Annotated in this window: 20 protein-coding genes and 1 riboswitch; of the genes, 7 read left to right on the forward strand and 13 right to left on the reverse strand. The window is 60.0% G+C overall.

Features of this window, described 5'->3' with window-relative positions; all coding sequences use genetic code 11:
- A complete protein-coding gene (locus ACN0RV_RS11985; RefSeq protein ID WP_417347830.1) occupies positions 1–1,587 on the reverse strand; it encodes a Na+/H+ antiporter NhaC family protein in 1,587 nt (528 codons plus the stop codon).
- 92 nt (positions 1,588–1,679) lie between these two features.
- A riboswitch (Lysine riboswitch) is annotated at positions 1,680–1,878 on the reverse strand.
- A 254-nt stretch (positions 1,879–2,132) separates the two neighbouring features.
- Between ACN0RV_RS11985 and ACN0RV_RS11990 the strand changes: the two genes are divergently transcribed.
- A complete protein-coding gene (locus ACN0RV_RS11990; protein WP_417347831.1) occupies positions 2,133–3,074 on the forward strand; it encodes a YeiH family protein in 942 nt (313 codons plus the stop codon).
- On the opposite strand, the gene ACN0RV_RS11995 is transcribed toward ACN0RV_RS11990, so the two are convergent.
- A complete protein-coding gene (locus ACN0RV_RS11995) occupies positions 3,051–3,203 on the reverse strand; it encodes a hypothetical protein (RefSeq protein WP_417347832.1) in 153 nt (50 codons plus the stop codon). The genes ACN0RV_RS11990 and ACN0RV_RS11995 overlap by 24 nt on opposite strands.
- A 398-nt stretch (positions 3,204–3,601) precedes the next feature.
- Between ACN0RV_RS11995 and ACN0RV_RS12000 the strand changes: the two genes are divergently transcribed.
- Positions 3,602–4,507 carry a manganese-dependent inorganic pyrophosphatase gene (locus ACN0RV_RS12000; RefSeq protein WP_417347833.1) on the forward strand — a complete coding sequence of 302 codons (906 nt, stop codon included), beginning with the start codon at positions 3,602–3,604 and terminating at the stop codon, positions 4,505–4,507.
- A gap of 64 nt (positions 4,508–4,571) precedes the next feature.
- Here ACN0RV_RS12000 and ACN0RV_RS12005 read toward each other — a convergent pair whose 3' ends face one another.
- Positions 4,572–5,441, reverse strand: coding sequence for a hypothetical protein (locus ACN0RV_RS12005; protein WP_417347834.1), 870 nt, complete (start codon positions 5,439–5,441; stop codon positions 4,572–4,574).
- A gap of 223 nt (positions 5,442–5,664) precedes the next feature.
- Between ACN0RV_RS12005 and ACN0RV_RS12010 the strand changes: the two genes are divergently transcribed.
- Positions 5,665–6,939, forward strand: coding sequence for an O-acetylhomoserine aminocarboxypropyltransferase/cysteine synthase family protein (locus ACN0RV_RS12010; protein ID WP_028109490.1), 1,275 nt, complete (start codon positions 5,665–5,667; stop codon positions 6,937–6,939).
- 48 nt (positions 6,940–6,987) lie between these two features.
- On the opposite strand, the gene ACN0RV_RS12015 is transcribed toward ACN0RV_RS12010, so the two are convergent.
- The 3 genes from ACN0RV_RS12015 to ACN0RV_RS12025 form a co-directional block, all read right to left on the reverse strand.
- On the reverse strand, positions 6,988–7,203 hold the full coding sequence (locus ACN0RV_RS12015; protein ID WP_417347835.1) for a hypothetical protein: 216 nt from the start codon (positions 7,201–7,203) through the stop codon (positions 6,988–6,990).
- Positions 7,204–7,352: 149 nt separating this feature from the next.
- On the reverse strand, positions 7,353–8,096 hold the full coding sequence (locus ACN0RV_RS12020; RefSeq protein WP_417347836.1) for an outer membrane protein OmpK: 744 nt from the start codon (positions 8,094–8,096) through the stop codon (positions 7,353–7,355).
- A gap of 221 nt (positions 8,097–8,317) precedes the next feature.
- A complete protein-coding gene (locus ACN0RV_RS12025; RefSeq protein ID WP_417347837.1) occupies positions 8,318–8,566 on the reverse strand; it encodes a hypothetical protein in 249 nt (82 codons plus the stop codon).
- 537 nt (positions 8,567–9,103) lie between these two features.
- On the opposite strand from ACN0RV_RS12025, the gene ACN0RV_RS12030 reads away from it, so the two are divergent.
- Together ACN0RV_RS12030 and ACN0RV_RS12035 are read left to right on the forward strand one after the other, a co-directional pair.
- Positions 9,104–10,249: an efflux RND transporter periplasmic adaptor subunit gene (locus ACN0RV_RS12030; RefSeq protein ID WP_417347838.1), complete on the forward strand. Its 1,146-nt coding sequence runs from the start codon at positions 9,104–9,106 to the stop codon at positions 10,247–10,249.
- Positions 10,250–10,261: 12 nt separating this feature from the next.
- A complete protein-coding gene (locus ACN0RV_RS12035) occupies positions 10,262–13,411 on the forward strand; it encodes an efflux RND transporter permease subunit (protein WP_417347839.1) in 3,150 nt (1,049 codons plus the stop codon).
- A gap of 293 nt (positions 13,412–13,704) precedes the next feature.
- Here ACN0RV_RS12035 and ACN0RV_RS12040 read toward each other — a convergent pair whose 3' ends face one another.
- Positions 13,705–14,406, reverse strand: coding sequence for a tellurite resistance TerB family protein (locus ACN0RV_RS12040; RefSeq protein ID WP_417347840.1), 702 nt, complete (start codon positions 14,404–14,406; stop codon positions 13,705–13,707).
- Positions 14,407–14,734: 328 nt separating this feature from the next.
- On the opposite strand from ACN0RV_RS12040, the gene ACN0RV_RS12045 reads away from it, so the two are divergent.
- Positions 14,735–16,447 carry a hydrogenase maturation protein gene (locus ACN0RV_RS12045; RefSeq protein ID WP_417347841.1) on the forward strand — a complete coding sequence of 571 codons (1,713 nt, stop codon included), beginning with the start codon at positions 14,735–14,737 and terminating at the stop codon, positions 16,445–16,447.
- Between the two features lie 124 nt (positions 16,448–16,571).
- Positions 16,572–17,300 (forward strand): GTP pyrophosphokinase, encoded by a 729-nt coding sequence (locus ACN0RV_RS12050; protein ID WP_417347842.1) that lies wholly within the window; start codon positions 16,572–16,574, stop codon positions 17,298–17,300.
- Positions 17,301–17,309: 9 nt separating this feature from the next.
- Here the strand turns inward: ACN0RV_RS12050 and ACN0RV_RS12055 are convergent, their stop codons facing one another.
- The 6 genes from ACN0RV_RS12055 to ACN0RV_RS12080 form a co-directional block, all read right to left on the reverse strand.
- Positions 17,310–17,789, reverse strand: coding sequence for a L,D-transpeptidase family protein (locus ACN0RV_RS12055; protein WP_417347843.1), 480 nt, complete (start codon positions 17,787–17,789; stop codon positions 17,310–17,312).
- 45 nt (positions 17,790–17,834) lie between these two features.
- Positions 17,835–18,455 (reverse strand): PolC-type DNA polymerase III, encoded by a 621-nt coding sequence (locus ACN0RV_RS12060; protein ID WP_417347885.1) that lies wholly within the window; start codon positions 18,453–18,455, stop codon positions 17,835–17,837.
- Positions 18,456–18,523: 68 nt separating this feature from the next.
- Positions 18,524–19,423 (reverse strand): YjjW family glycine radical enzyme activase, encoded by a 900-nt coding sequence (locus ACN0RV_RS12065; protein WP_417347844.1) that lies wholly within the window; start codon positions 19,421–19,423, stop codon positions 18,524–18,526.
- Positions 19,414–20,961, reverse strand: a complete 1,548-nt coding sequence (locus ACN0RV_RS12070; protein ID WP_417347845.1) for a YjjI family glycine radical enzyme — start codon at positions 20,959–20,961, stop codon at positions 19,414–19,416. Before ACN0RV_RS12070 ends, ACN0RV_RS12065 begins: the two co-directional genes overlap by 10 nt.
- A gap of 122 nt (positions 20,962–21,083) precedes the next feature.
- A complete protein-coding gene (locus ACN0RV_RS12075; RefSeq protein ID WP_417347846.1) occupies positions 21,084–23,036 on the reverse strand; it encodes a DNA topoisomerase III in 1,953 nt (650 codons plus the stop codon).
- A 72-nt stretch (positions 23,037–23,108) separates the two neighbouring features.
- Complete coding sequence (locus ACN0RV_RS12080; protein WP_417347847.1) at positions 23,109–23,867, reverse strand: TetR/AcrR family transcriptional regulator; 759 nt, start codon at positions 23,865–23,867, stop codon at positions 23,109–23,111.
- Between the last annotated feature and the right edge of the window lie 69 nt (positions 23,868–23,936).

Raw genomic sequence — 23,936 nt, forward strand, 5'->3', positions numbered from 1 at the left:
TCAAGCCCTTTCAGTTTGGTAGTGGTTCTCTCCACCCTCCCGGCGGCGCAGCAGCCCCACCAGAACCATCAGGCCCAGACAGCTGATCAGCAATCCGGCGGCCACAGAGCCAGTAAAGCCCAGTACCAGATAACCTGCCAGGGCCAGACCCGCAGCCATCACCGCATAGGGCAGCTGAGTGGCCACGTGATCCATGTGATGGCAGGCGGAGCCAGTGGAGGAGAGGATGGTGGTGTCGGAGATGGGGGAGCAGTGATCGCCAAATACCCCTCCGGCCAGAGCCGCAGACAGGGCAGGCACCAACAAGGAGGGCTCCAGGGCCAGCGCCATGTTGGCGGCAATGGGCAACATGATGGCGAAGGTGCCGTAGCTGGTGCCGGTGGAGAACGCCGCGGCGGCGGAGATCAAGAACACCAAGGCCGGCAGCAGAGGCTGAGGCAGGCTTTCAGACGCCAGACCCGCCAGGTACTTGCCGGTTTCCAGGTCGGCAATGACCCCGGCGATGCTCCAGGCCATCAACAGGATGTAGACCGCAGGCAGCATGGAGTGCATCCCCTTGATGATGGCGCGGCCAATCAGCGCCGGAGATACCCCTTGGGCAATCATCCCCAGAGCGGTGATCACTATGGTGATGCTGCCTGCGGTCGCCATGGACCAGGCACCGTCGGCATTCTCCAGGGCAGCAATCAGGGCGAAGGGTTCGCCGACGGCCTCCAGCGCCATGTCGCCGGAGAACAACATCAAACCCACCACCAGGCTCACCAGCAGCACCAATGGACCTGCCAGATTCAGCACGGTGCCGCTACGGGCCTGCTCCAGCCCCAAATCTTCTCCGGCAGGGGTACCCTTTTGTGCATCCCAGAGCTCTCCGGCCTGGGCCCGGCGCTCCGCCGCCGCCATGGGGCCGATATCCAGGCGGAAGTAGACCACGCAGAGCAGCAGGGCCAGGGCGGTCAGGGCATAGAGGTTGAAGGGGATCATCTGGGCAAACAGTGACAAGGCAGTCATCTCGGTCAGCCCATGGCTGGCCAGCAGAGCCGCCAGCAAGGACATGATGTAAGCCCCCCAGGTGGAGATGGGGGAGACGACACACACAGGCGCAGAGGTGGAGTCGATGCAGTAAGCCAGCTTTTCCCGGGAGATGCCGTATTGATCGGTCACCGGCCGGGCGACGTTGCCCACCAGCAGGGCATTGAAATAGTCATCGATGAAGATCACCGCCCCAAGGAACAGGGTCATCAGCTGGGCATCGCGACGGTCACGGATGCGGCGACGGGCCCAACGGGCAAAGGCCCGGGTACCGCCGGATACGGAGATCAGCGCCATCAGGATCCCCATGGTCATCAAAAAGCCCAGGGTATACAGGTTCCAGCTGGCGAAGCCGTCACCGTCCCACACCAGGCCGCTGGCTCGGGAGGTCAGTTCAGACAGGACCACCGAGGGAGCAAAATCCGCCAGCATGATGATTCCCAGAAGAATCCCCAGACCCAGGGAGAGCAACACTCTGCGAGTTACAATTGCCAGGCCAATGGCGGCCACGGGAGGCAGAATAGAAAGTGCCGAATCGGCGTAACTGATTAAAGCCATCGTTTCTCTTTGTCTTATAAGTACGATGGAGGCTGCTGACAGTGGCGATGTGCCACGGACGCCACCCACGGGAGAGAAAAGGGGTGACGACGTCCTTCAGTAGCGCTCCACAGTAAATTCAATCCCCAATATCCGTTTGGGATTTACCATGGCAGTGCTGCACCTGTTAGATACAGCCCCAGCGACCGGGGATGACGCCCCTGCCACTTCGGCATCGACTCCTTTCTCTCGACCTCATCGGGTGTCACCCTAATTCGAGATACTGATAGGCGATGCGCCTCTACTGTTACCCAGTGCGGGTAACGATCTGTGTGTTACAGCCTATAACAGAATCTGTTTCGAACGCCAGTAAAAAGTTAAGAAACCGGCATTTAGACCAGTTTCCCGCCCAAAACCCACAAAACAGTCACTTTTAGCCAGAGGAGGTTACATCCCGGCTTCCTGGGCAGATTGAGCATCAGGCAGGGCAAAAAGCGTGATCGGGATCTCGTCACCGTTTGGTCATCCCCTTATACTGAGCGCCTTTCACAGACGAGAGCCCGTTGATGTCACACCCAAGCCCAAAACTGTTCTCCCGGCCCCTGCACGCCCTGTTCTGGCTGACTGCCCTGGTCTGCCTGCTGCCGGTGATCAGTTCTCCCATGGCCTTGGTGTTGGGCATAGTGGCCGCCAGCCTGGGCGCCATCCCCAAGGGGGTGAACACCGGCGCCCTGGCCAAGAAGCTCCTGGCCTTCTCCATCGTCGGCCTGGGTTTCGGCATTCAGTTGGATCAGGCCATCGAAGCCACCCGGGCGGGTCTGGGCATCATCGTCGTCACCATCTTCGGAACCCTGGCCCTGGGCACCCTGATGGCCCGGGCACTGAAACTGGACAGTAAGACCGGTCACCTGATCGCATCGGGCACCGCCATCTGTGGCGGCAGTGCCATTGCGGCGGTGGCCCCTGCCATCGACGCCGACAGCAAACAGGTCTCCCTGGCCCTGGCGACCGTGTTCGTGCTCAACTCCGTCGCCCTGTTCCTGTTTCCCGTAATCGGCCATCTGGTGGGGCTGAGCCAGGAGCAGTTCGGCATCTGGAGTGCCATCGCCATCCACGACACCTCCTCAGTGGTGGGGGCCGCCGGAGCCTACGGGGATCAGGCGCTGATCACCGCCACCACCCTGAAGCTGGCACGGGCCCTGTGGATCATCCCGGTGGCCTTCCTCAGTGCCCTGGCCTTCCGCAGTCAAAGCCGCAAACTCAGTGTGCCGATGTTCATTCTCTACTACTGTGTGGCCATAGGTGTGGCCCATCTGCTGCCGCAGATGGCGCCGGTATGGGAGGGGGTCTTCTGGGCCAGCAAACGCCTGCTGGTGGTCTGTCTGTTCCTGATTGGTTGCGGCATCACTGCCCGCCGACTGAGAGAGGCGGGACCAAAACCGCTGATGTTGGGAGTGGGCCTGTGGCTGGCCATCAGTTCGGTGTCACTCCTCTACCTTCTCGCCTGAGGCACCCAGCACCACTGCGAGCACAGCAACGAAGCCCAGCAGCTCCAGTGTCGCCCTGATCATCCCTTCCGTGGTCAGGGCCACCACCGCCATCAGCGGCAACAGCAACCACAATGCCCCCTGTCTCATTACCCAATCCTCTGCGCATTTTCAGGGGATCATCATGGTATCCAGGCCAGCAGCCATCAAACGCCATTTCGACTGTTATATTCCCAAAAGCTATATAAAACTAAATATTAATAACTACGTGCCGAAGCCGATCTTCGGCTTGAAACCAGCCAGCCCTCCAACATGTTCAGCCTCAGCGCCAGTCCGTAGTCCAAGTAGAAAGGGGGCCTTACGTCATCAGGCTCACCACAACCTGGAATGCGGCGAGCCAAAACGCATCTTTACCGGCCCCAAATTCAGGGAGTCCTAGCTTTAATCCGCCACCGGGCTTTACACACCTGGCGGGGATTTTTATAGTAGCCGCCTCTCTGTCCGGAACTGGCCCGCTGTGGGGCCGAAGTAGTTAAAAGGATCCCCAAATGATCAACGTATTTGGCCATAAGAGCCCTGACAGCGATTGCGTCAGCTCTGCCGTGATTGCCGCCCACTGGCTGACCGCCCGTGGCAAAGACGCCACCCCTTTCCGCCTGGGTGAAGTCAGCCGTGAGACTCAGTTCATCTTCGATTTCGCCGGTGCTGAACTGCCTCCGCTGCTGGAGAAGCCTCTGAAAGGCGAGCAGGTATACCTGGTGGACTTCAGCGAAGCTGAGCAAGCCCCAGATGACATCAACGACGCCGACCTGGTGGGCATCGTCGATCACCACCGCCTGGGCACCCTGACCAGCGCCGCGCCTCTGGAAGCCTGGCTGATGCCTCTGGGTTCCTCCGCCTCCGTGCTGTTCGAGCTGTTCGCCATCCATCAAGTTGAGATCACCCAGCCCATCGCCCGCCTGATGCTGGGTGCCCTGCTGAGTGACACCGTAGGCCTGAAGTCCCCCACCACCACCGACCGCGACGCCGAAATCGTCGAGCTGCTGGCCCCTCTGGCCGGTGTGAATGTGGAGTCCTTCCTGGCCGACCTGCTGGCTGCCAAGACCAATGTCGAAGGCCTGTCCACCGAAGCACTGCTGGACAAGGACGTGAAGAACTACGAGATCGCCGGTAAGTCCACCACCCTGGGTCAGCTGGAGCTGGCCGACTATGGTCAGGTGGAGCACGCTCTCGAAGAGATGCAGGCGGTGATGAACCAGCGTGTGGCCGACAAGGGCCTGGATCTGGCGGCACTGATGCTGACCAACATCCGCTCCGAGGAGACCCGTCTGCTGGTTGCCGGCCCTCTGGCCGACACCCTCAAGGCTGCCAACGGCGACAGCCTGACCTTCGCCGGCTTCCTGAGCCGCAAGAAGCAGATGCTGCCCTGGGTTACCCAGGTGCTGGCCGGCTAAGCCGACCCAAAAACAGAAAACCGGCCATCAGGCCGGTTTTTTTATGCTGTCGCGAAAAGGCTGACTACTCCTTGATGGTGAAAGTCTTATAGCTGTAGTTGCCATCAGGCAGCTTGGTGGCCAGGCCATACTCGCCGTTGGTGAGCAGGGTATAAGCCGCCGGGTCCCCCAGTTGAACCTTCTCCGGGGTATTGAGCTTCCACTCCTGCTGAATCTCCTCCAGCCGTCCCTCGAAGGCCTGAGCCCCCAGCAGGGAGGTGAGCGCCCAGTAGGTGTACTCGGTCACCATGCAACTGTAGTCACAGGTGCTGTCGTCATAGGTGTACCAAGCCCCCTCCGGGTACTTGGCGGGAATGGCGGTAAAACGTCCGCCCCGGGCCTGGTCCATGGCATCGGCAATCTGACTCTCCGGTTTTTCGCCAAAGATCTTGGGGTACACCTGAGAATAACCACCATGAGTGATCAGGTGCAGCACCTCCTCCAAGGTGGCATCGAAAACGCCGGGCTTGGAACCACCGGGATGCACCTCGGCGCCATAGAGATCCTGAACGGTCCCCTGACCATCCAGCTTGTCACCCAACGCCTCCATGTCAGACTCCTTGGGCACCATCACCAGAGTCGCCTTGCTGGCCACCAGCTTCTCCACCACCGCCTCGTTATCCACCAGGCCGTTTTCATCGTTGTCCAGGTACTGGGCCATCACCTGAGCGGCGTGCAACATCTTGGTGCGATCGATGTTCGCCGTGGCCCGAATGGTCACTCCGAATACATCGATGGAGAGGGGAAGGGCTTTCTCCAGAGCAGACTCGCCTGTGGTCGGCGGCGTGGTGCCACCACTGCCGGTGTTGTTATTGCTGTTACTGTTACCACTGCTGCCGTTACAGCCAGCCAGGACCAGGGCGGTCGCCAGGGCCAGAAGGGTCGGTTGCTTCACTGGGGCTCCTTAGTGTCTTAGGTGGGGTCAAACTGAGACTAACCCGCCGCCAGTTGGCCAAGGGTAAGGAGGCGCAACCTGGGGTAAGCAACTGTAAGAAGGAGAGAATGGTTCTGTTTCACCATAATCAGATTAAATAGTTATTTAACCAAAGCGACTATTTATCTGCACCAAGTTGGTGATAAAGTAATCTGTTCATCCCGAAAAAATAGGAAGTAGAAGTATGAAGCTGGAGTCCCTTGCACTGCACCACGGCTACGAGTCGGAAGCCACCACTAAGGCGGCAGCGGTCCCCATCTACCAGACCACCTCCTACACCTTCGACGATACCCAGCATGGGGCCGATCTGTTCGATCTCAAGGTGGCGGGCAACATCTATACCCGCATCATGAACCCCACCACAGACGTATTGGAGAAGCGGGTTGCCGCCATGGAGGGGGGCATCGGCGCACTGGCCCTGGCCTCGGGCATGGCCGCCATCACCTACGCCATCCAGACCCTGTGTGAAGTGGGCTCCAACATCGTCAGCACCAGCCAGCTCTACGGCGGCACCTACAACCTGTTTGCCCACACCCTGCCCAAGCAGGGCATCGAAGTGCGTATGGTGGATGCCAATGACTTCGACGGCTTCGATGCCGCCATCGACGCCAACACCAAGGCGATCTTCTGTGAGTCCATCGGTAACCCGGCGGGCAATGTGGTGAACTTACGGGCTTTGGCGGACATCGCCGACAAACATGGGGTACCACTGATCGTGGACAACACCGTGGCCACTCCCTTCCTGTGTCGCCCCTTCGAGCATGGCGCCCACATCGTCATCCACTCCCTGACCAAGTACATCGGCGGACACGGCACCGCGGTGGGTGGCATCGTGGTCGACTCCGGTAAGTTTGACTGGGTGGCCAACAAGGAGCGATTCCCCATTCTCAATGAACCCGACCCCTCCTACCACGGAGTGGTCTATACCGAGGCCCTTGGCGAAGCCGCCTTTATCGGCCGCTGCCGGGTGGTGCCGCTGCGCAACACCGGCGCCGCCATCTCCCCCCACAACGCCTTCCTGATTTTGCAGGGGCTGGAAACCCTGGGGCTGAGGATGGAGCGTCACTGTTACAACGCCAAGAAGCTGGCGGCCTACCTGTCCGATCATTTCAAGGTGAAGTGGGTCAACTACGCCGCGCTGCCCGCCAGCCCCCATTTCGATAACTGCCAACGCTTCTGTGGTGGCCAGGCGTCAGGCATCCTCAGCTTCGGCATCCGCGGTGGCCGCGAGGCCGGCGCCCAGTTTATCGACGCCCTGCAGATGGTGCTGAGACTGGTGAACATCGGTGACGCCAAATCTCTGGCCTGCCACCCCGCGACCACCACCCACAGACAGCTAAACGAAGAGGAGCTGGCCAAGGCCGGGGTGAGTGAAGATCTGGTGAGATTGTCGGTGGGCATCGAGAACATCGACGACATCATCGCCGATATCTCCCAGGCTCTGGAAAAAGTGGAGTGATACCAAGGTCACTGCGCTGATGACAACAAAGGGGCCTTACGGCCCCTTTTAGCTTCGGAGCCTCACCCCAGGGTGACGCTCACTGGCAAATTCATGGAAAATATCATCCAGGTAACCACACAGCTCTGACTCATCCATGTCCGGCGGAAACACCACCTCATGCACCCGGCTGAGCAGGCCTGTGTCCGATTCACGAAACAACTGCCACTCTTCACCAACGCGCATCACCACGACAGGTTTGCCAAACAGATCAACCTTAACCATTGTTCCCTCCCCGACACCAAGCACAATCAAGACTCGGCCAGCTCAACTGAATGACAAGGTGCTTGATGCCCTTGGTATGAGCTCAGAATGGCCGAGCGGCGCTCAAAAGAAAAGGGGCCAGATGGCCCCTTGTCTATCGTGCAGTTCCCTTACAGGTGATACTTCACGATAAAGGAGTAGGTGCTCTGATCGATACCCTTCACGCCGTACTTGTTCTGCCAGTAATCGTACTCGATACCGATGAACAGGCTGTTGGACTTGGACTCACCGAACAGGGAGCGGCCCAGGTCATATTTGATCTGAGGGTTGATGTGCAGGTTCTCTTCGTAGGCGGCGTTGTCGGAGGAGAACACCCAGTCAATGTAACCATCAACCACCAGGGCAGCATTGCCTACCGGGATATCGAAGCGGTACACAGGGGTCAGCTGCCAACCTTCACTCAGGTTGTTGCCACTCTGAGGATCACGCTTGTAGGTGTTCAACTGCAGGTAGGTGAAACCGGGCACCTTCAGATCCACACCCACACCATAGAGCAGGGCTTCTACGGGACCGCGACCAAACTCCTGGGTCAGCGCCAGGGAGAGATCGGTCACCGGGCCAGCCGCCAGCTCTTTGCCAAAGATCTTGCCGAAGCTGAAACGGGGAGAGATCTCGCCATAGGTGGCAGACTCGTCGGTACCGTTAAAGTCGATCATGTCGTAGAAGGCGAACCAGTCGCCATAGCTGAAGCCACCGGCGGTTTCCAGGGTCACAGTGGTCTGACGGTGGGAAGGAGCCAGGTCATAGTCTTCGCCGTGAAGCAGAGTGGCACTGGCGTCCCACCACTGGATTGGGCTTTGGGCAAGGGCAGGCATGGACGCAAGCAGGGCCAGCGCCAGGGTAGTCTTTCTCATTGTAGGGTTACCTTAATACAGCAGGCAGGGTGGGCCCCGCCATTTTCTTTATAGTTAGGAATTTCCCCATGGGAAGAGTGGTCTTTTCATGGAAAAACCCGGGCAATATAGAGAACAACACTCAACAATTCAAAAACTTTGGTAACCAGCGCTTAATATATAAACACCGGCTCAAGAAAGGGACGATTTTGTGCCCTGGATCTCATCAGCCAGACCGGGGGTCAGGCGGTGGTGTCCAGCAGGTTGCCAAGCATCTCATCACTGCGGCGCAGTACCGTAGCACCTGCGGCGCCGTAGAGCGGCGCCTGGGTGGCGGACAGCAGAGCACTCTCCACCGAGGGCTTGGCGGCACTCTGCTGAGGGTTGACGCTCTCCACTTGAGCGGAGGCAATGGTGTGAGCATCCCTATCCAGTTGGGCCTGGCTCTGTTGAATCAGCTGGCTGCCGCTGTGAATGGCCGACATCGACATGGGAAACTCCTGTGGTTTGGATTCTCAGACTACCTTTATGGTCGCCAAAGAACAACAATCAACGCTTTGCTTCCCAAGAGTGACAATTTAAATGAAATAGCATGGTGACATATTGACAACCTATTTTAACTGTGTGCAATCGCCACGTCTTAACCTAAGCTGAACCAAATTTGTGTTTCCGCATAAGCAGAAGTATTTTTCTAAGGTTTCATCATGGACAAATAGGGTTTCCCATAGGCCAACATGAGTTAAAAAAGGCCAGCACCAGCCTCCAGGCGCAAGAAAAACACCAATAAAATCAAAGCACAGATCGACAACACCATTCGAGTCATCATCATTTCACCTCAAATTAATACTGTCACTTCTCCCAGTGCAATCTGCGACTTTACACTGGGCGTTTCTCTTACAATTTGTCGCACATTGTTGTCTTGTTATACAGGTGGAAAGTATGAGATAAATACCGTCTTATTCTTTTCTCTTTGCTTATTTAGCCCGCCCCCCGGGCGAGCACAGTCTATTCTAAAACTAGGAGTCCAGATGCGGCATTCGCTGAAGCTGGCCACGGCGGTGGCCGTAGCCCTGTCTCTGTCTGCCTGTGGCACAGAAGAGCCCGCAGCCAAACCCCCTGGTGGTCAACGGGCCGCCCAGGTCAATGTGGTGACCGCCACCCCACACGCCCAGGCGATCAGTGTCGAGCTGCCGGGTCGCAGCCGCGCCTACCTCAACGCCGAAGTGCGCCCTCAGGTCAGCGGGGTGATCACCGCCCGCAGCTTCATCGAAGGTGGCATGGTGGAAGCAGGCCAATCCCTGTATCAGATCGATGCGGCCCCCTATGAAGCGGCACTTATCAGCGCCAAGGCGGATCTCGAGCGTGCCAAAGCCAATGAGCTGTCCACCCGTGCCACCTACAACCGCTACAAGGAACTGATCCACACCAGCTCCATCTCCAAGCAGGATCTGGATCTGGCTCAGGCCGCCTGGATGGAGGCCAAGGCCAGCGTGGAGATGGCCAAGGCCGCCATCAACCAGGCCGAGATCAACCTGGACTACACCAAGGTCGAGGCGCCCATCTCCGGCCACATCAGCCGCTCTGCGGTGACCCCCGGCGCCCTGGTGACCGCCAACCAGGGGCAGGCACTGGCACAAATCTCCCAGCTGGACCCCATCAACGTGGACATCGTCCAGTCCAGCACCGAGATGCTCAAGCTCAAGTCTCAGCTGGCCTCAGGCAAGCTGATGCAATCTGACACCACCGAAGTCACCCTGATTCTGGAAGATGGCACCGAGTACACTCACCGCGGCACCCTGAAGTTTGCCGAAGTGACCGTGGATGAGGGCACAGGCTCAGTCAGCCTGCGCGCCGAGTTCCCCAACCCGGACGGCTTGCTGCTGCCCGGCATGTTTGTCCGCACCCGCATGGTGGTCGGCACCGATCCTCAGGCACTGATGGTGCCCCAGAAGGCGGTCACCCGTAATCCCAAGGGTGAGGGCATGGCCATGGTGGTCAACGCAGACAACCAGGTGGAAGCTCGGGTGATCACCACGGCCCAGGCCATTGATCACCAGTGGCGCGTCACCGCCGGCCTCAAACCCGGCGACAAGGTGATCACCGAGGGGCTGCAGAAGATCCGTCCCGGCGCCACCGTGGTGGCCCAGGAGATCACCCAGATGGCATCCAAATAACGGGGAGAGTTCATGGCTCGTTTCTTTATCGATCGCCCCATCTTTGCCTGGGTGATCGCCATTATCGTGATGCTGGCCGGCACCCTGGCCATCACCACTTTGCCGGTGTCCCAGTACCCCAACATCGCGCCACCCACCATCGAGATCAGTGCCAACTACCCTGGCGCCTCGGCCAAGACGGTGGAAGACACGGTCACCCAGGTGATCGAGCAGCGGATGACCGGACTGGACCACCTACGTTACATCGCGTCTCAGAGTGACAGCTTTGGTAACGCCACCATTACCCTGACCTTCAACGCCGAGGCGGATGCTGATATCGCCCAGGTGCAGGTGCAGAACAAGCTGCAGCTGGCGATGCCACTGCTGCCCCAGGAGGTGCAGGCCCAAGGGATCAGCGTCAACAAGTCCTCCAGCGGCTTCCTGATGGTACTGGGCTTCGTGTCCCAGGACGGCTCCATGGACAAGGCGGACATCGCCGATTACGTGGCCGCCAACATTCAGGACCCCATGAGCCGAGTGCCCGGGGTGGGTGACATCACCCTGTTCGGTTCCCAGTACGCCATGCGCATCTGGCTGGATCCCCTGAAGCTGAACCAGTTCAACCTGACCACCAGCGACGTGGTGGCGGCCATCCGCGAGCAGAATGCTCAGGTGTCCGCCGGACAACTCGGCGGCGCCCCCTCGGTGGCTGCCCAGGAGCTGAACGCCACCATATCGGCCCAGTCCAGGCTGCAGACTCCTGAGGAGTTCCGCAACATCGTGCTCAAGTCCGATATGGACGGTGCCAAGGTATTCCTTGGGGATGTGGGCCGGGTGGAGATCGGCGCCGAGAGCTACTCGGTGACCTCCTTCTACAACGGCCAGCCCGCCTCGGGTCTGGCGATTCAGCTGGCCACCGGCGCCAACGCCCTGGCCACCGCCGAGGCGGTGATGGCCAAGATGGATGAGATGCGCCCCTACTTCCCCGAAGGCTTGGATGTGGTGCTGCCATTTGACACCACCCCCTTCGTCGGCAAGTCCATCGAAGGCGTGGTGCACACCCTGCTGGAAGCGATCGTACTGGTGTTCCTGATCATGTACCTGTTCCTGCAGAACTTCCGCGCCACCCTGATCCCCATGATTGCGGTGCCCGTGGTGCTGCTGGGGACCTTCGGCATCCTGGCGGCCACCGGCTTCTCCATCAACACCCTGACCATGTTCGCCATGGTACTGGCCATCGGCCTGCTGGTGGATGACGCCATCGTAGTGGTGGAAAACGTGGAACGGGTGATGTCCGAAGAGGGCTGCTCGCCCCTGGAGGCCACCCGCAAGTCCATGGATCAGATCACCGGTGCCCTGGTGGGTATCGGCCTGACCCTGTCTGCGGTGTTCGTGCCCATGGCCTTTATGTCCGGCTCCACCGGGGTGATCTACCGTCAGTTCTCCATCACCATCGTCTCTGCCATGGCGCTGTCGGTGATGGTGGCCATCATCCTGACTCCGGCCCTGTGCGCCACCATGCTCAAGCCGGTGAAAAAGGGACACGCCTACACCGACAAAGGCTTCTTTGGCTGGTTCAACCGCAGTTTCAACCGCTGGACCGACCGTTATGAGGGCAGCGTTGGCGGCATCCTCAAGCGCACCGGCCGGGTGTTTGGCATCTACCTGGTGCTGGTGGTGGCCACTGGCTGGATCTTCCTGCGCATGCCCACCGCCTTCCTTCCTGATGAGGATCAGGGGGTGATGTTTGTTCAGGCGATTCTGCCCGCCAACGCCACCCAGGAGAGCACCCAGAATGTGCTGGATCAGGTGAACGACTACCTTCTGGCACAGGAAGGCGACTCGGTGGAGTCGGTGTTCACCGTATCCGGCTTCAGCTTCGCCGGCATGGGACAGAACATGGGTCTGGCCTTTGTTAACATGAAGCCCTGGGATGAGCGCACCGCGCCGGGGACCGATGTGCAGTCCGTCGCAGGACGGGCCATGGGGGCCTTCTCCCAGATCAAGGAAGCCCTGGTGTTTGCCTTCGTGCCCCCTGCGGTACTGGAGCTGGGCACCGCCAACGGTTTCGATCTCTATCTGCAGGATAAGGGCGGCAAGGGCCACGACGCCCTGATTCAGGCGCGCAACCAACTGCTGGGAATGGCCGCTCAGGAACCCAGCCTGGTGGGTGTTCGTCCCAACGGCCAGGAGGACGCCCCTCAGTACCAGTTGGACATTGACCACGGCAAACTGCGCGCCCTGGGACTGAACATCACCGAGGTGAACAGTGCCCTGGCGACCGCCTGGGGTGGCGCCTACGTCAATGACTTCATCGACCGCGGCCGGGTGAAGAAGGTGTTCGTCCAGGGTGAGGCGGAATACCGCATGCAGCCTGGGGATCTGGATACCTGGTATGTGCGCAACAACCAGGGTGAAATGGTGCCCTTCTCCGCCTTTGCCACCGGCCACTGGGAGTATGGCTCCCCCCGCCTGGAGCGTTTCGGCGGTCTGCCGGCGGTGAACATCCAGGGGGCCACCGCCCCGGGCATCAGTACCGGTGACGCCATGGAGACCATGGAGCGTCTGGCCGGTCAGTTGCCTCCAGGCTTCGGCATCGAGTGGAACGGCCTCTCCTACGAGGAGCGGCTCTCCGGCAACCAGGCTCCGGCTCTGTACGCCCTGTCCATCCTGGTGGTGTTCCTGGTGCTGGCGGCGCTGTATGAAAGCTGGTCTGTGCCCTTCGCGGTAATTCTGGTGGTGCCTCTGGGGATCATCGGCGCCCTGCTGGCCACCTATGGCCGCGGGTTGTCCAACGACGTGTTCTTCCAGGTGGGCCTGCTCACCACCGTGGGTCTGGCCACCAAGAACGCCATCCTCATCGTGGAGTTCGCCAAGGAGTACTACGAGAAAGGTGCCGGTCTCATCGAGGCCACCCTGCACGCGGTGCGGGTACGTCTGCGCCCCATCCTGATGACCTCTCTGGCCTTCGGTCTGGGCGTGGTGCCCCTGGCGATCAGTACCGGCGTGGGCTCCGGTGCCCAGAACGCCATCGGTACCGGCGTACTGGGGGGGATGATGAGCTCCACCTTCCTGGGGATCTTCTTCGTGCCGCTGTTCTTCGTGATAGTGGAACGCATCTTCAGTCCCAAGGAGCGCAAGCAGCCTGAGGCGACACCTCAACCGCTGGAAGCCGAGTCTTAGGGCGTGTTGACCTTTGCTGAGTATTTTTGCGCCGGCACCCAGCCACTGCGGCCTCGATGTATCGGCAATGTGCCTAACATGTATGGGTACCTAGAGTGAGCGAAGCGCCCTTCGGGGCCGGACTGACGACCACTACTCGTCGTCGTTCGATTTTGACGTAGAACAACTATGTCTACAATCGAACTTCTTGATTAGTCGTCGTCATCCTCGGCCAAATTCTAGACACCAAAGATAAACACGCCCTAGAACGACAAAAGCCCCGCATTGCGGGGCTTTTGTCTAGGGCGATTGACTCAGGCCAATTGCGCTTCCAGCTGGGCCACCAGCTCCGGCTGCAGCTGCAGTTGATTGGCCAGTTCCTTAAGATAAGCCTGCTCCATGAAGTTCTGCTCATCCACCATGATCACCGACGCCAGGTAGACCTCGGCGGCCTCCTCCGGGCTGGATACCGCAGCCGCCACTTCGGTGGGATCCAGGGGCTTATCCAGCTCCTGCTGAACAAAGTGGCTCACCTCGGCAGAGGCGCCCATGGCGTGCACCGCCTTGAAGATGCGCCCCTTCTCCTCGTCATCCACATGACCGTCTGACTTGGCGGCGGCGATCATCGCCTTGAGTACCACCATGGAGTGCTGTTCTGTGGGGGCGGGCAGCGCCTGAGGCTGAGCCACCGCCTGGGGCTGAGCAGTTGGCTGAGCGCTCTGCGGGCTTTCCGCCTGGCCCCCCTGATTGGCCTGCCAATCGTTAAACACCTTGTAGGCCAAGGCCCCCAGAGCGGCGGCCCCCCCGAGTTTGGCGGCCTTCTTGCCCATCTTGCGCCCCTTCTTGGAGCCCACCAGCATGGTCAGCAAGCTGCCGCCCACGGCGCCGCCAATGGCTCCCTTGGTCATGTCGGACATGCCTCCCTGACCACTGCCCTGACTCAGCCCGCTCTTGGCCTGCTTGGCCATGTCACCGCCACTGGCCATCACTTGATTAAGTAACCCTTTGAAATCCATCCATTCCCTCCAGATCTCTTTGCCTCCCCTCGCGGAGAGCGGCATTCGCTATGCCCATACCGTTGTTTTTCTGAACGTTTCCAGCATAGACGAGCTCTGAGCCCCTGTTAAGCCTGCCTTTGTAACCAGACATTGGCACCCTGCAGAGGTGACCCTGTAGCCATTCCTTTGCCGAGTTGAGAACAAAAAGTAGCAAACTTAATACCGCTTTTGTGAAGCCGCGCATCCTTTGCCCTTTTCCTTGGCCATGAAAATGATTCACCATTGGCAACCAATATGCGGCCCAGGGCCGCGCCGGAAGGACTGAAGTGGGGAGGTATCGTCTTTCATGCGGGTATTACTGCTGGTCACGGCCTTTAATGGCCTGTCTCAACGTATCTATGGTGAACTCAAAGCCCAGGGCCATACCCTGAGCGTGGTGCTCGGTGGCAATGAATCCGAGGTCCGTGACGCCGTGGAGCAGTTCGAGCCCGAGTTGATCCTCTGCCCCTTCCTGAAACACCGCATCCCCGATGATATCTGGCAGCAGCGCCTGTGCATCATCATCCACCCTGGCATTCAGGGGGACCGCGGTCCCTCCTCCCTGGACTGGGCCATCATCGACCAGAAAACCGAGTGGGGCGTGACCGCCCTGCAGGCGGATGCCGAGATGGACGCCGGTGATATCTGGTCCACAGGCAATTTCCCCATGCGGCCTGCCTCCAAGGCCAGCCTCTACCGTCGCGACGTCACCGCCATGGCCTCGAAGCTGGTCCAGGAGCTGATGACCAGGGTAGCGGACAAAGGGTTTCGCCCCGAACCTCTGGACTACAGCGACCCCAAGGTCAAGGGCGAACTCAAGCCATTGATGAAACAGCCAATGCGCAGCATTGACTGGCTGGCAGACGACAGTGACACCATCCTTCGCAAAATTCGCGCCGCCGACAGCTTCCCTGGCGTTCTCACCGAACTCTACGGTGAACTGGTCTACCTCTATGGCGCTCACCCGGAGTCGACCCTGGGCGGCGCCCTGCCCAAGACGCCCCTGGCTACCCGTGACGGCGCCCTGTGCATCGCCACCACAGATGGCGCCATCTGGGTCAGCCATATGAAGCTCAAAAGCGACACCCCTCAGTTCAAGCTGCCTGCCTCCTGGGTATTGAAGGCCCACCTGGATGGGGTACCTGAGTTGGCACCGCCGCTGCTTCCGGAGATGACCGCTCCGGGCTTTCAGGAGATCCGCTACCGTGAAGCGGATGGCGTCGGCTATCTGCACTTCGATTTTCACAACGGCGCTATGGGCACCAGCCAGTGCCATCGTCTGCTCCACGCCTATCAGGCAGCCTGCCGACAGGACACTCGTGTGCTGGTGCTGATGGGTGGAGAGGATTTCTGGAGCAATGGCATCCACCTCAATCACATTGAGGCGGCCGACAATCCCGCCGACGAGTCCTGGCGCAACATCAACGCCATCAACGATCTGGTCAAGGCGATCCTGCTGACCGACGATAAGCTCACCGTGGCCGCTTTGGGTGCCAACGCCGGTGCCGGCGGCGCCATGATGGCGCTGGCCTGCGACCAGGTGGTGGCCAGGGAGGGTATTGTCCTCAACCCCCACTACCAGAGCATGGGCCTCTATGGCTCTGAGTACTGGACCTACTCCCTACCCAAACGGGTCGGCGAAGCCAGGGCACGCCAGCTCACCCAGGCTTGTCTGCCGGTGGGGACCACCCAGGCACTCAAACTGGGGTTGGTCGACAAGGTGCTCGAGGAAACCCAGTCTCACTATGAGCGCCAATTGAGCGACTACTGCCTGACCCTGGCCAGTGATCACGAATTTCACAGCAAGTTGCAAGCCAAGACCCGGACCCGGGCCAGGCATGAAGCCCAGCACCCCTTGGCGGAGTACCGCCGCCAGGAACTGACCAAGATGCACCACTGTTTCTACGAGCCAGACAGCCACTACCACAGGCTGCGCAAGGAGTTTGTCTACAAGGTATGCCCCTGCTCCACCCCACAGAGGCTGGTCTATACCAACCCCCTGGTGAAGCGCACCGGCTGACGCCCTCGATAGGCCCCTGTCTCCCAGGGGCCAAGCTCACTCCCAAAAAGCCAGGCGACGAAAGATAACTTATTGATATAAAATAGGGATAGTTAAGGACTTGATGGATATTCACGAGGATCCCATGAATCAAGGACGTACCCTCACCCCCGAGGATCTCAAGGCCCGGGCAATCCGCTTCTACGAGCGTTATGGTAAGGATATGGAGCAGATCAGCGACCTGCTCAATATTCGATTGAGTCAGTTGGCCCAGGCTTACACCCTGGAAAACGCCCTGCCCCAGGAAGCCATCACCATCACCACCCGAGTAAAGAGCCTGGGCAGCTTTCTGAAAAAACTGGAGAAGCGTGGCTGGCCCCAGTTCTACTACCCCACGGAAGTGATACAGGACCTCATCGGCGCCCGGGTGGTGTGCTGGTTTGTGGACGACTGTCGTGGCATGGAGAAGTTTATCGCCGGCTCCAAACACCTCACCATCCACGACGAGGTCGAAGACTACATCGACGATCCCAAGCCGTCAGGCTATCGCTCCATCCATCTGCTGGCGGACGTCGGTTATGACAGGGTGCACCGCAGTGGCCGTGAGGTGGAGATTCAGGATGGCTCCATGGTGTGTGAGATTCAGATCCGCACCATGCTTCAGGATGCCTGGGGTCAGATTACCCACGAGTTCCACTACAAGGCCCAGAGCGCCGGGGTGAACAACCGCTTCTACGAGCGAATTCTGGCTGAGATCGCCAGCCGCCTGTGCAATGAGGACAACTCCCTGTTAACCCTGCGTGATGCCTACCAGGATCTTGCCAAGGAGCAGATAAAGCCCTCCTCCCATGAGGGGATAAAGGGCGGAGATTAAGCCGGGCTGCTACCAGCGAATCTCGATGGGCGTCCCCACGGGTACCAAAGCCATAAACTCGTCCATCTCGTCATTGGTCAAAGCGATGCAGCCATCGGTCCAGTTGAACCATTGTGTCAGGGGCGCCAGCCACCCCAGGCCGTTGCGCTGGCCATGCACCATGATTAGGCCTCCCGGGGAGACGCCGCGCTCTGCGGCACTCTGCCGGTCCTGCTCATTGGGATAGCTGATGTGCATCGCACGGTAGAAGCTGGAATCCTCTTTGGCGTAGTCGAGGATGTAGCGCCCCTCCGGGGTCTTCTCATCGCCCTCCTGCTGCTTATGCCCCTGGGGATTGGCGCCAAAGGCCACGGAGTAGCTGCGCACTACCTCGCCCTGTTCCACCAGTTCCATCCGACCGTCAGACTTATCTACCCTGACCAGATCCACCTGGGCCAGGGCAGGGGCGCTCATCAGAGCCATCGCCAGCAACCACAGGCCTTTATTCACTCCGGTCTCCTCCATGATCTACAAAGAGTTCAAGTTTCTTCTGGCTCAGGCCAGAGAGGCAAGCACCCTGGCAACTTGGGCCTTGGGGGTCTTGGACAGCTTCTTCAACTGAGCAAAGAGAGGGGCACTCACTCCCCAGTCTCCGTGCAGATCCGCCAGCATCGCCATCCACAGATCGGCGGTCATCTGAGCATCGGCCAGGGCACGGTGAAACACGCCATCATGGGGAATGGATTTGAAAGTCACCAGGGAGCCCAGCTTGTGGTTGGGCGCCTCGGGATAGAGACGGCGGGCCAGCAGCATGGAGCAGACAAAATCTCCGGCATAGTCCCGGCCGATGGCCGCCAGCTCGGCGTCCAGGAAGCGCTGATCGAACGACGCGTTGTGGGCCACCAAATTGGCCCCCTGAATGAAGTCGGCGAATCCATCCATTACCTCATCGCACCCAGGCGCGCCCGCCAACATGGCGTTGGTGATGCCGGTATAGCCTTCGATGAAACCACTGACCCGAAACCCGGGGTTCATCAGCTGCTGGAACCGGTCGACCACCTGCCCTTGATGCAGTTTGACCGCCCCGATCTCTATGGCCCTGTCCCCCTGATTGGGAGAGAGGCCGGTGGTTTCAAAATCGAGCACCACCAGGGTATCGGCAGGCGTTTGAGTCAAAGGAGGCATAAGCATTCCAGTAGCAGATGGGTGGCCAAGCTTACCCTAAGGTCAGCCGGGTTTACAGCTCAGAGGCGCACCAAGGGCAGCAGTGTGACACCTGCTTCAGACAGCTGGCGATACAAGGCTTCCATCCGCTCTGAGGTGGTTTCGGCCATACTCTGGCCCCGCTCGCCGACACCGTGGTGCTGATAGCGATTGAGGCGAAGCGCCGGAGGGTTGGGCAGTGAGTGGTAAAGCTCGATGAGTGCCGTCAGTTCGTCGTCGCCGTCATTGACGCCCTCCACCACCAGCCAGCGAAGCTCCGCCAGTTTACCCGCCTGAGCCAACAACCGGGCACTGGCCAGTACCTGCTGGTTATCCCGGCCGGTCAGGCGCTTGTGGATGGCCGAATCCATCCCCTTGATGTCCAGCATCACCCCATCTACCCGCTCCAACAAAGCCGGCCAGTGGCCCGCCGCCAGCAGGCCGTTGGAATCGATCAGCCGCCCCAGATGGGTGGTGCACGCCTCCCTGTCCAGGGCATCGCACAACCTGACCAGAAACTGGCGCTGCAAGGTGGCTTCTCCGCCGGAGAAGGTGACGCCATCGAGCAGAGGGGCATGACGGGCGATGCGCTCCACCAAGGAGGCCACACCAAAGCTCACCGCATTGGGGTTGCCACTTCTGGGGCAGTGAGGCAGGCAGAGATCGCAGCTCTGACACTGGCTTTCGTCACACAATCTGCGCTTGCGCTGGCCGGAGCCACGGTCAAGGGACAGCGCGTCATTGGGGCAGTGCTCGATGCAGTCGCCACAATGGTTGCACTGGCCTATGGTCTGGGGGTTGTGACAGCCCGGGCAGTCCATGTTGCACCCCTGGAAGAACACCACCAGGCGGCTGCCCGGACCATCCACACAGCTGAATGGCAGGATGCGGCTCACCACCCCGGGCCGGGGAGCCACTGGGGTCAGGGTTCTTATTTCCACAGGGAAACCGGGTGCTGCTCCTGGCTGACCACCCTGGCCTGACGCTCAAGAATCTTCACCACGTCCACCGCCTCTGCTCCCAGACAGGTGGAGTTATGCCGCTCCGCCTGATGGCGGAACTTATCGATGTCAGATCGCTTCACCATGTAGCCGGTGACCCGAACCAGATCGTTGTCCGACAGGTTGGCGGTGAACATCTTCAGGCCCATGCCAAAGCCGCCACTGACCAGCCGCTCCAAGGCCCCGGGGTTGTGGCGTATGGTGGGATCCAGACCGAAGATGTCGCTGATGCCGCCGTCAAAATACTGATGCATGGGGGCACAGGCCAGGATATGACTCAGGGGATCCGGCTCACTGCCCACGGGAATGCGGGTACCGGCGGTCTCCTCCTTGTCGCAGGAGATGCCGGACTGGGAGTGCAGCCTCATCAGCCCCCCTTCACAATGGATCATCTCCAGATGGTCCACCTGACGACGGTAGGCGGCGACAATGCGCTCACCCAGGGCGGTGGCTTCCCGATCCAGGCCATAACGCCCGGGCATGCCCTGGGCATCCATCAACTGATTCACCAGCTCCGCCAGCCCGTAGATACCAAACATGGCGGTAAAGCGGTCCAGGGAGACCAGCCCCTCCTTGCAAAGGAAGTGATGGTCAAAGAAGCCGGACTCCTCCACCAGGAAACGGATGCGGTGGGTCAAGGCGCTGGCCATCAGCTCTGAGCAATGGGGCACCACATTGTCGATGTAGTCCTGTTCGCTGCCATCACACAGCTCAAAAGAGCGCATCAGGTTCAGACGCAGCAGAGTGTGGGAACCGCCCCCCAGAGGCAGGGCGTTGTAGCAGCTGACCACCCCATAGCCCTGGTCAAACTCGGCATCGATCGCCTCATGATTGGCCACATGGGGCTTGTTGCAGGCGATGATGTTGTCGGTCACCCGGCGCAGCAGGTCGTCCGGAGTCACCCCCTCCTGGTAACGGAAGGTCAAATTGGGCACCGACTGAGCCAGCTTGGCATCCACCTTGAGGATCATCCGCCCGACCCGGCTGTCCTGGGGACCGAGATTGGCATGAACGAAGGAGTCGGGCAGGGTACGATCCAGCCGCTGCCAGAACAGGGTCAGGGCCTTCTCCAGTGCGCTGTCACTCACCCCTTCCACAAAGGGCTCCAGCAACTGGTCCAGGTGGCCGAGGAACACCGGGTAGCCGGTCACCGAAGGCACATTGAGATAGAGGATGGAGAGGAAGTTCAGCGCCTCGTCCAGATCCTGCGGTGGCGCCAGCTCCAGAAACTCACTGCCCTGGGCCATCGCCTTGGCGTAATCCGGCAAGACATACCTGGGCTTAAAGGGGCTCTGACTCTCAAACATGTCGTGGAGAATGCCCCGTTCAAACGCCTGCTCTACCTCCTCGCCATAGGGGTTTCTGGGCAGCAGAGACTCCGCCAACTGAGCCAGGGCCAGCTGTTTCTGCGGCAGGGTGAGATTGGGATTGGTGATGTGGCCGAGCACGGCCTGTTGCAACTGTTCTATCTGAGACATGGGCGATCAACCACCGGGCCGCGTCGGGCCAAGACTTCAACTGCCCCCATTTTCGCCCCTGATGGTCGAAATTGGGTGAACCCAGATCACAAATCCGCGTCGGGCCGCGCCGCTTAACCCCGCTATGCCGGGGATTTACCCTTGGTTTTACGGCCCTTAGCCGCGCGACTGCCTCGACCCGGACTGCGCGATCCCTTTCTGCCGCGCCGGCTGGGGGCCGACACCCCTCGCAGGGATTCGGGCAGATGCTCCCGGGCACCCGAGACCAGGGCCTGAAGCTGTTCGGTCAAGGGGCCCATAAACCCCTGGTAACTGAGCTGACGCTCCCGTATCGACTCCAGTGCCGACTCCCAGCGGGCGGTCATATCCGGGGTGGTGGCACTCTCGGGCAGACTGGCGATCAGCGCCCGGCCCGCCTCCGTGGCCCGTATCTGCTTGCCCTGGCGGCTAAGGAAGCCACGCTTGAACAGCAGCTCGATGATGCCGGCCCGGGTGGCCTCGGTGCCCAGTCCGTCGGTCTCCTTGAGGATGCTCTTGAGCGCCTTGTCGGTCACATGGGCAGCGATGTTGGTCATGGCCGCCAGCAGGGTGGCATCGGTGAAATGCTTAGGGGGCTGGGTCTGCTTCTCCACCACCTCACCACGCTGGCAATGAAGAGACTGACCCTCACTCAGCTGAGGCAGATTGGTGCTCACCTCGTCGTCGCTCTTCTCTTTTTTGGGGAACAGCGCCTTCCAGCCCATCTCCACCGGCACCTTGGCGGCGGCCCGGAACAGGCCCGTGCCTATGGTAACCTCCACCTTGGTTTCATCGAAGCGGTAATCAGGGTAGAACTGCAGCAGGTACTGACGGGCAATCAGCTCATAGAGTTTTCTCTCGTCGGCAGAGAGGCTGCCGGCACCGCGCTTGTCGGTGGGGATCACCGCATGGTGGGCATCCACCTTGGCATCGTTCCACGCCTTGCCCCGCCGGCTTGTGTCCGCGCCCTCCACCGCCTGTGACAGGGCATCGCTGTTGGCGGCGATGGCGGCGGCGACTCGGGGAGCGTCCCCATGCTGCTGACTGGGCAGGTGGCGACTGTCGGACCTGGGGTAGGTGATAAGCTGATGCCGTTCATAGAGCGCCTGGGCCAGGTCCAGCACCCGTTGGGCACTGAAGCCAAAACGTTTGGCCGCATCGATCTGCAGGGCGGACAGGTTGTAGGGCAGCGGCGCCCCCTGGCTCTTGCGCTTCTTCGACAACGAGGAGACACTGCCGGGCTGGTCGGTAATGCGCCCGGCCACGTTCTCCGCCAGCCCCCGCGCTAGTACCCTGCCCTCCTCGTCCATGTAAGGTTTGCAGGCCTCACTGGGCACCCACTTGGCGGTGAACGCCTCGCCCGCCTCGGTAGTGAGATGAGCCAGCACTTCATAGAAGGGCTTGGAGACGAAGGACTCGATGGCCAGATCCCGGCGCACCACCAGCCCCAGCAGCGGCGTCTGCACCCGGCCCACCGACAGCACACCGGAGTAGTTCACCTTGCGCCCCTGCAGGGTGTAGGCCCGGGTCAGGTTGATGCCATAGAGCCAGTCGGCCCGGGAGCGGGCCAGGGCGGAGACCGATAGGGAGACAAAGTCACGGTTGCTGCGCAGCTGCCCCAGGGCTCGGGTGACCGCCGCCGGGGTCAGGTCGCTGACCAGCAGCCGTTTCATCCCCTGGCGCTTGGCCTGGGCCACCTTGCAGTGATGCACCACCTCATCCACCAGCAGCTGCCCTTCCCTGTCCGGATCGCCGGCGTGCACCAGCTCATCCGCCTGCTTCATCAGCTTGCGCAACACCGTCAGTTGCTTATGACACCCCTTACGGGTTTTGAGTTGCCAGTCGCCGGGAACGATGGGCAGGTGCTGCTCCTGCCAGGAGCGCCAGCTTTCGTCATAGTCTCCCGGCTCCGCCTGCTCCAGCAGATGACCGACACACCAACTGACACAATCGCCATTGCCCAGTTCAATGTAGCCCTCATGTTTCTTGTGGGGCTTGGGCAGCACGGCAGCGATGGCCCGCCCCAGGCTGGGTTTTTCGGCGATGTAGAGTCTCATGGCGCTCACTCACTGTATGAATAGACAGTAGTGTAGCGAAAGGAGGCTCCGGTGTGAACCGGGGAAGGGGCATCAGGCCTGACGACAACTGGGCGGATTAGCTGTCAGGCAGCGGCTGCAGGAGGCAACATTACTACCATTGAGATCAATATGATTAGAGACCAGCTGGGCCAGCTTCAGGTAGAGGGGCTCATCCACGGACGAACTCCAGTTGAAAGCGTTAACTATGGTGAGGATGCTCTCCATCTGCACGCGGCTGCGCTGCTGCTCATCCAATTTGTTCACCAGTCGGCTTTCATAAGCGGTGGACTGACCATACAACTGAAAGTACACCATCTGAGCCAGGAGCCGCAGCCGCTCATCACTTTCCTGCAGTTCCCCAGCCGCTCTGGCCTGATTCGCCAATCGATGTATCAGCTCGATAAAACGGTTGGCCCGCTCACGAAGCCGGTCTACCCGCTCACAACTGGCCAACGGCCACACTTTGAAGTTGGCGGAAATGGAGTAAAGCGCCATGAAAGTGGGATTGCGGCTGACCATCTCCAGCACGGTGATCAACGGAATCAGAAAACGCTCCTGGGCACTCAGGTGAGGATAACGCCTCAGGGCCCCCTCCATATCACCGCCAGCGGCACTGCGCAGAAACAAGCACAGCAGCAGATCCTCCTTGCACTCAAACAGGGCGTTGACTGTGTCCGGGGATACCCCGGCAACCTTGGCAATATCGGGGAAATTAAAGGAGACAATGCCCTTCTCCTCAATCAGTCGTTCAACTACCTGCAATAGCGACTGGCAGAGGGCCTGGGTCTGGCGATCGACGGGACAATGCATTTTGTATTTGTATTCTCTCAACCCTAAAGGCCGAAATTAGCGGTTTCCAGAAAACTTTGTTGTGACTGC

It is taken from the genome of Ferrimonas sp. (assembly GCF_048263965.1).
GTDB lineage: Bacteria > Pseudomonadota > Gammaproteobacteria > Enterobacterales > Shewanellaceae > Ferrimonas.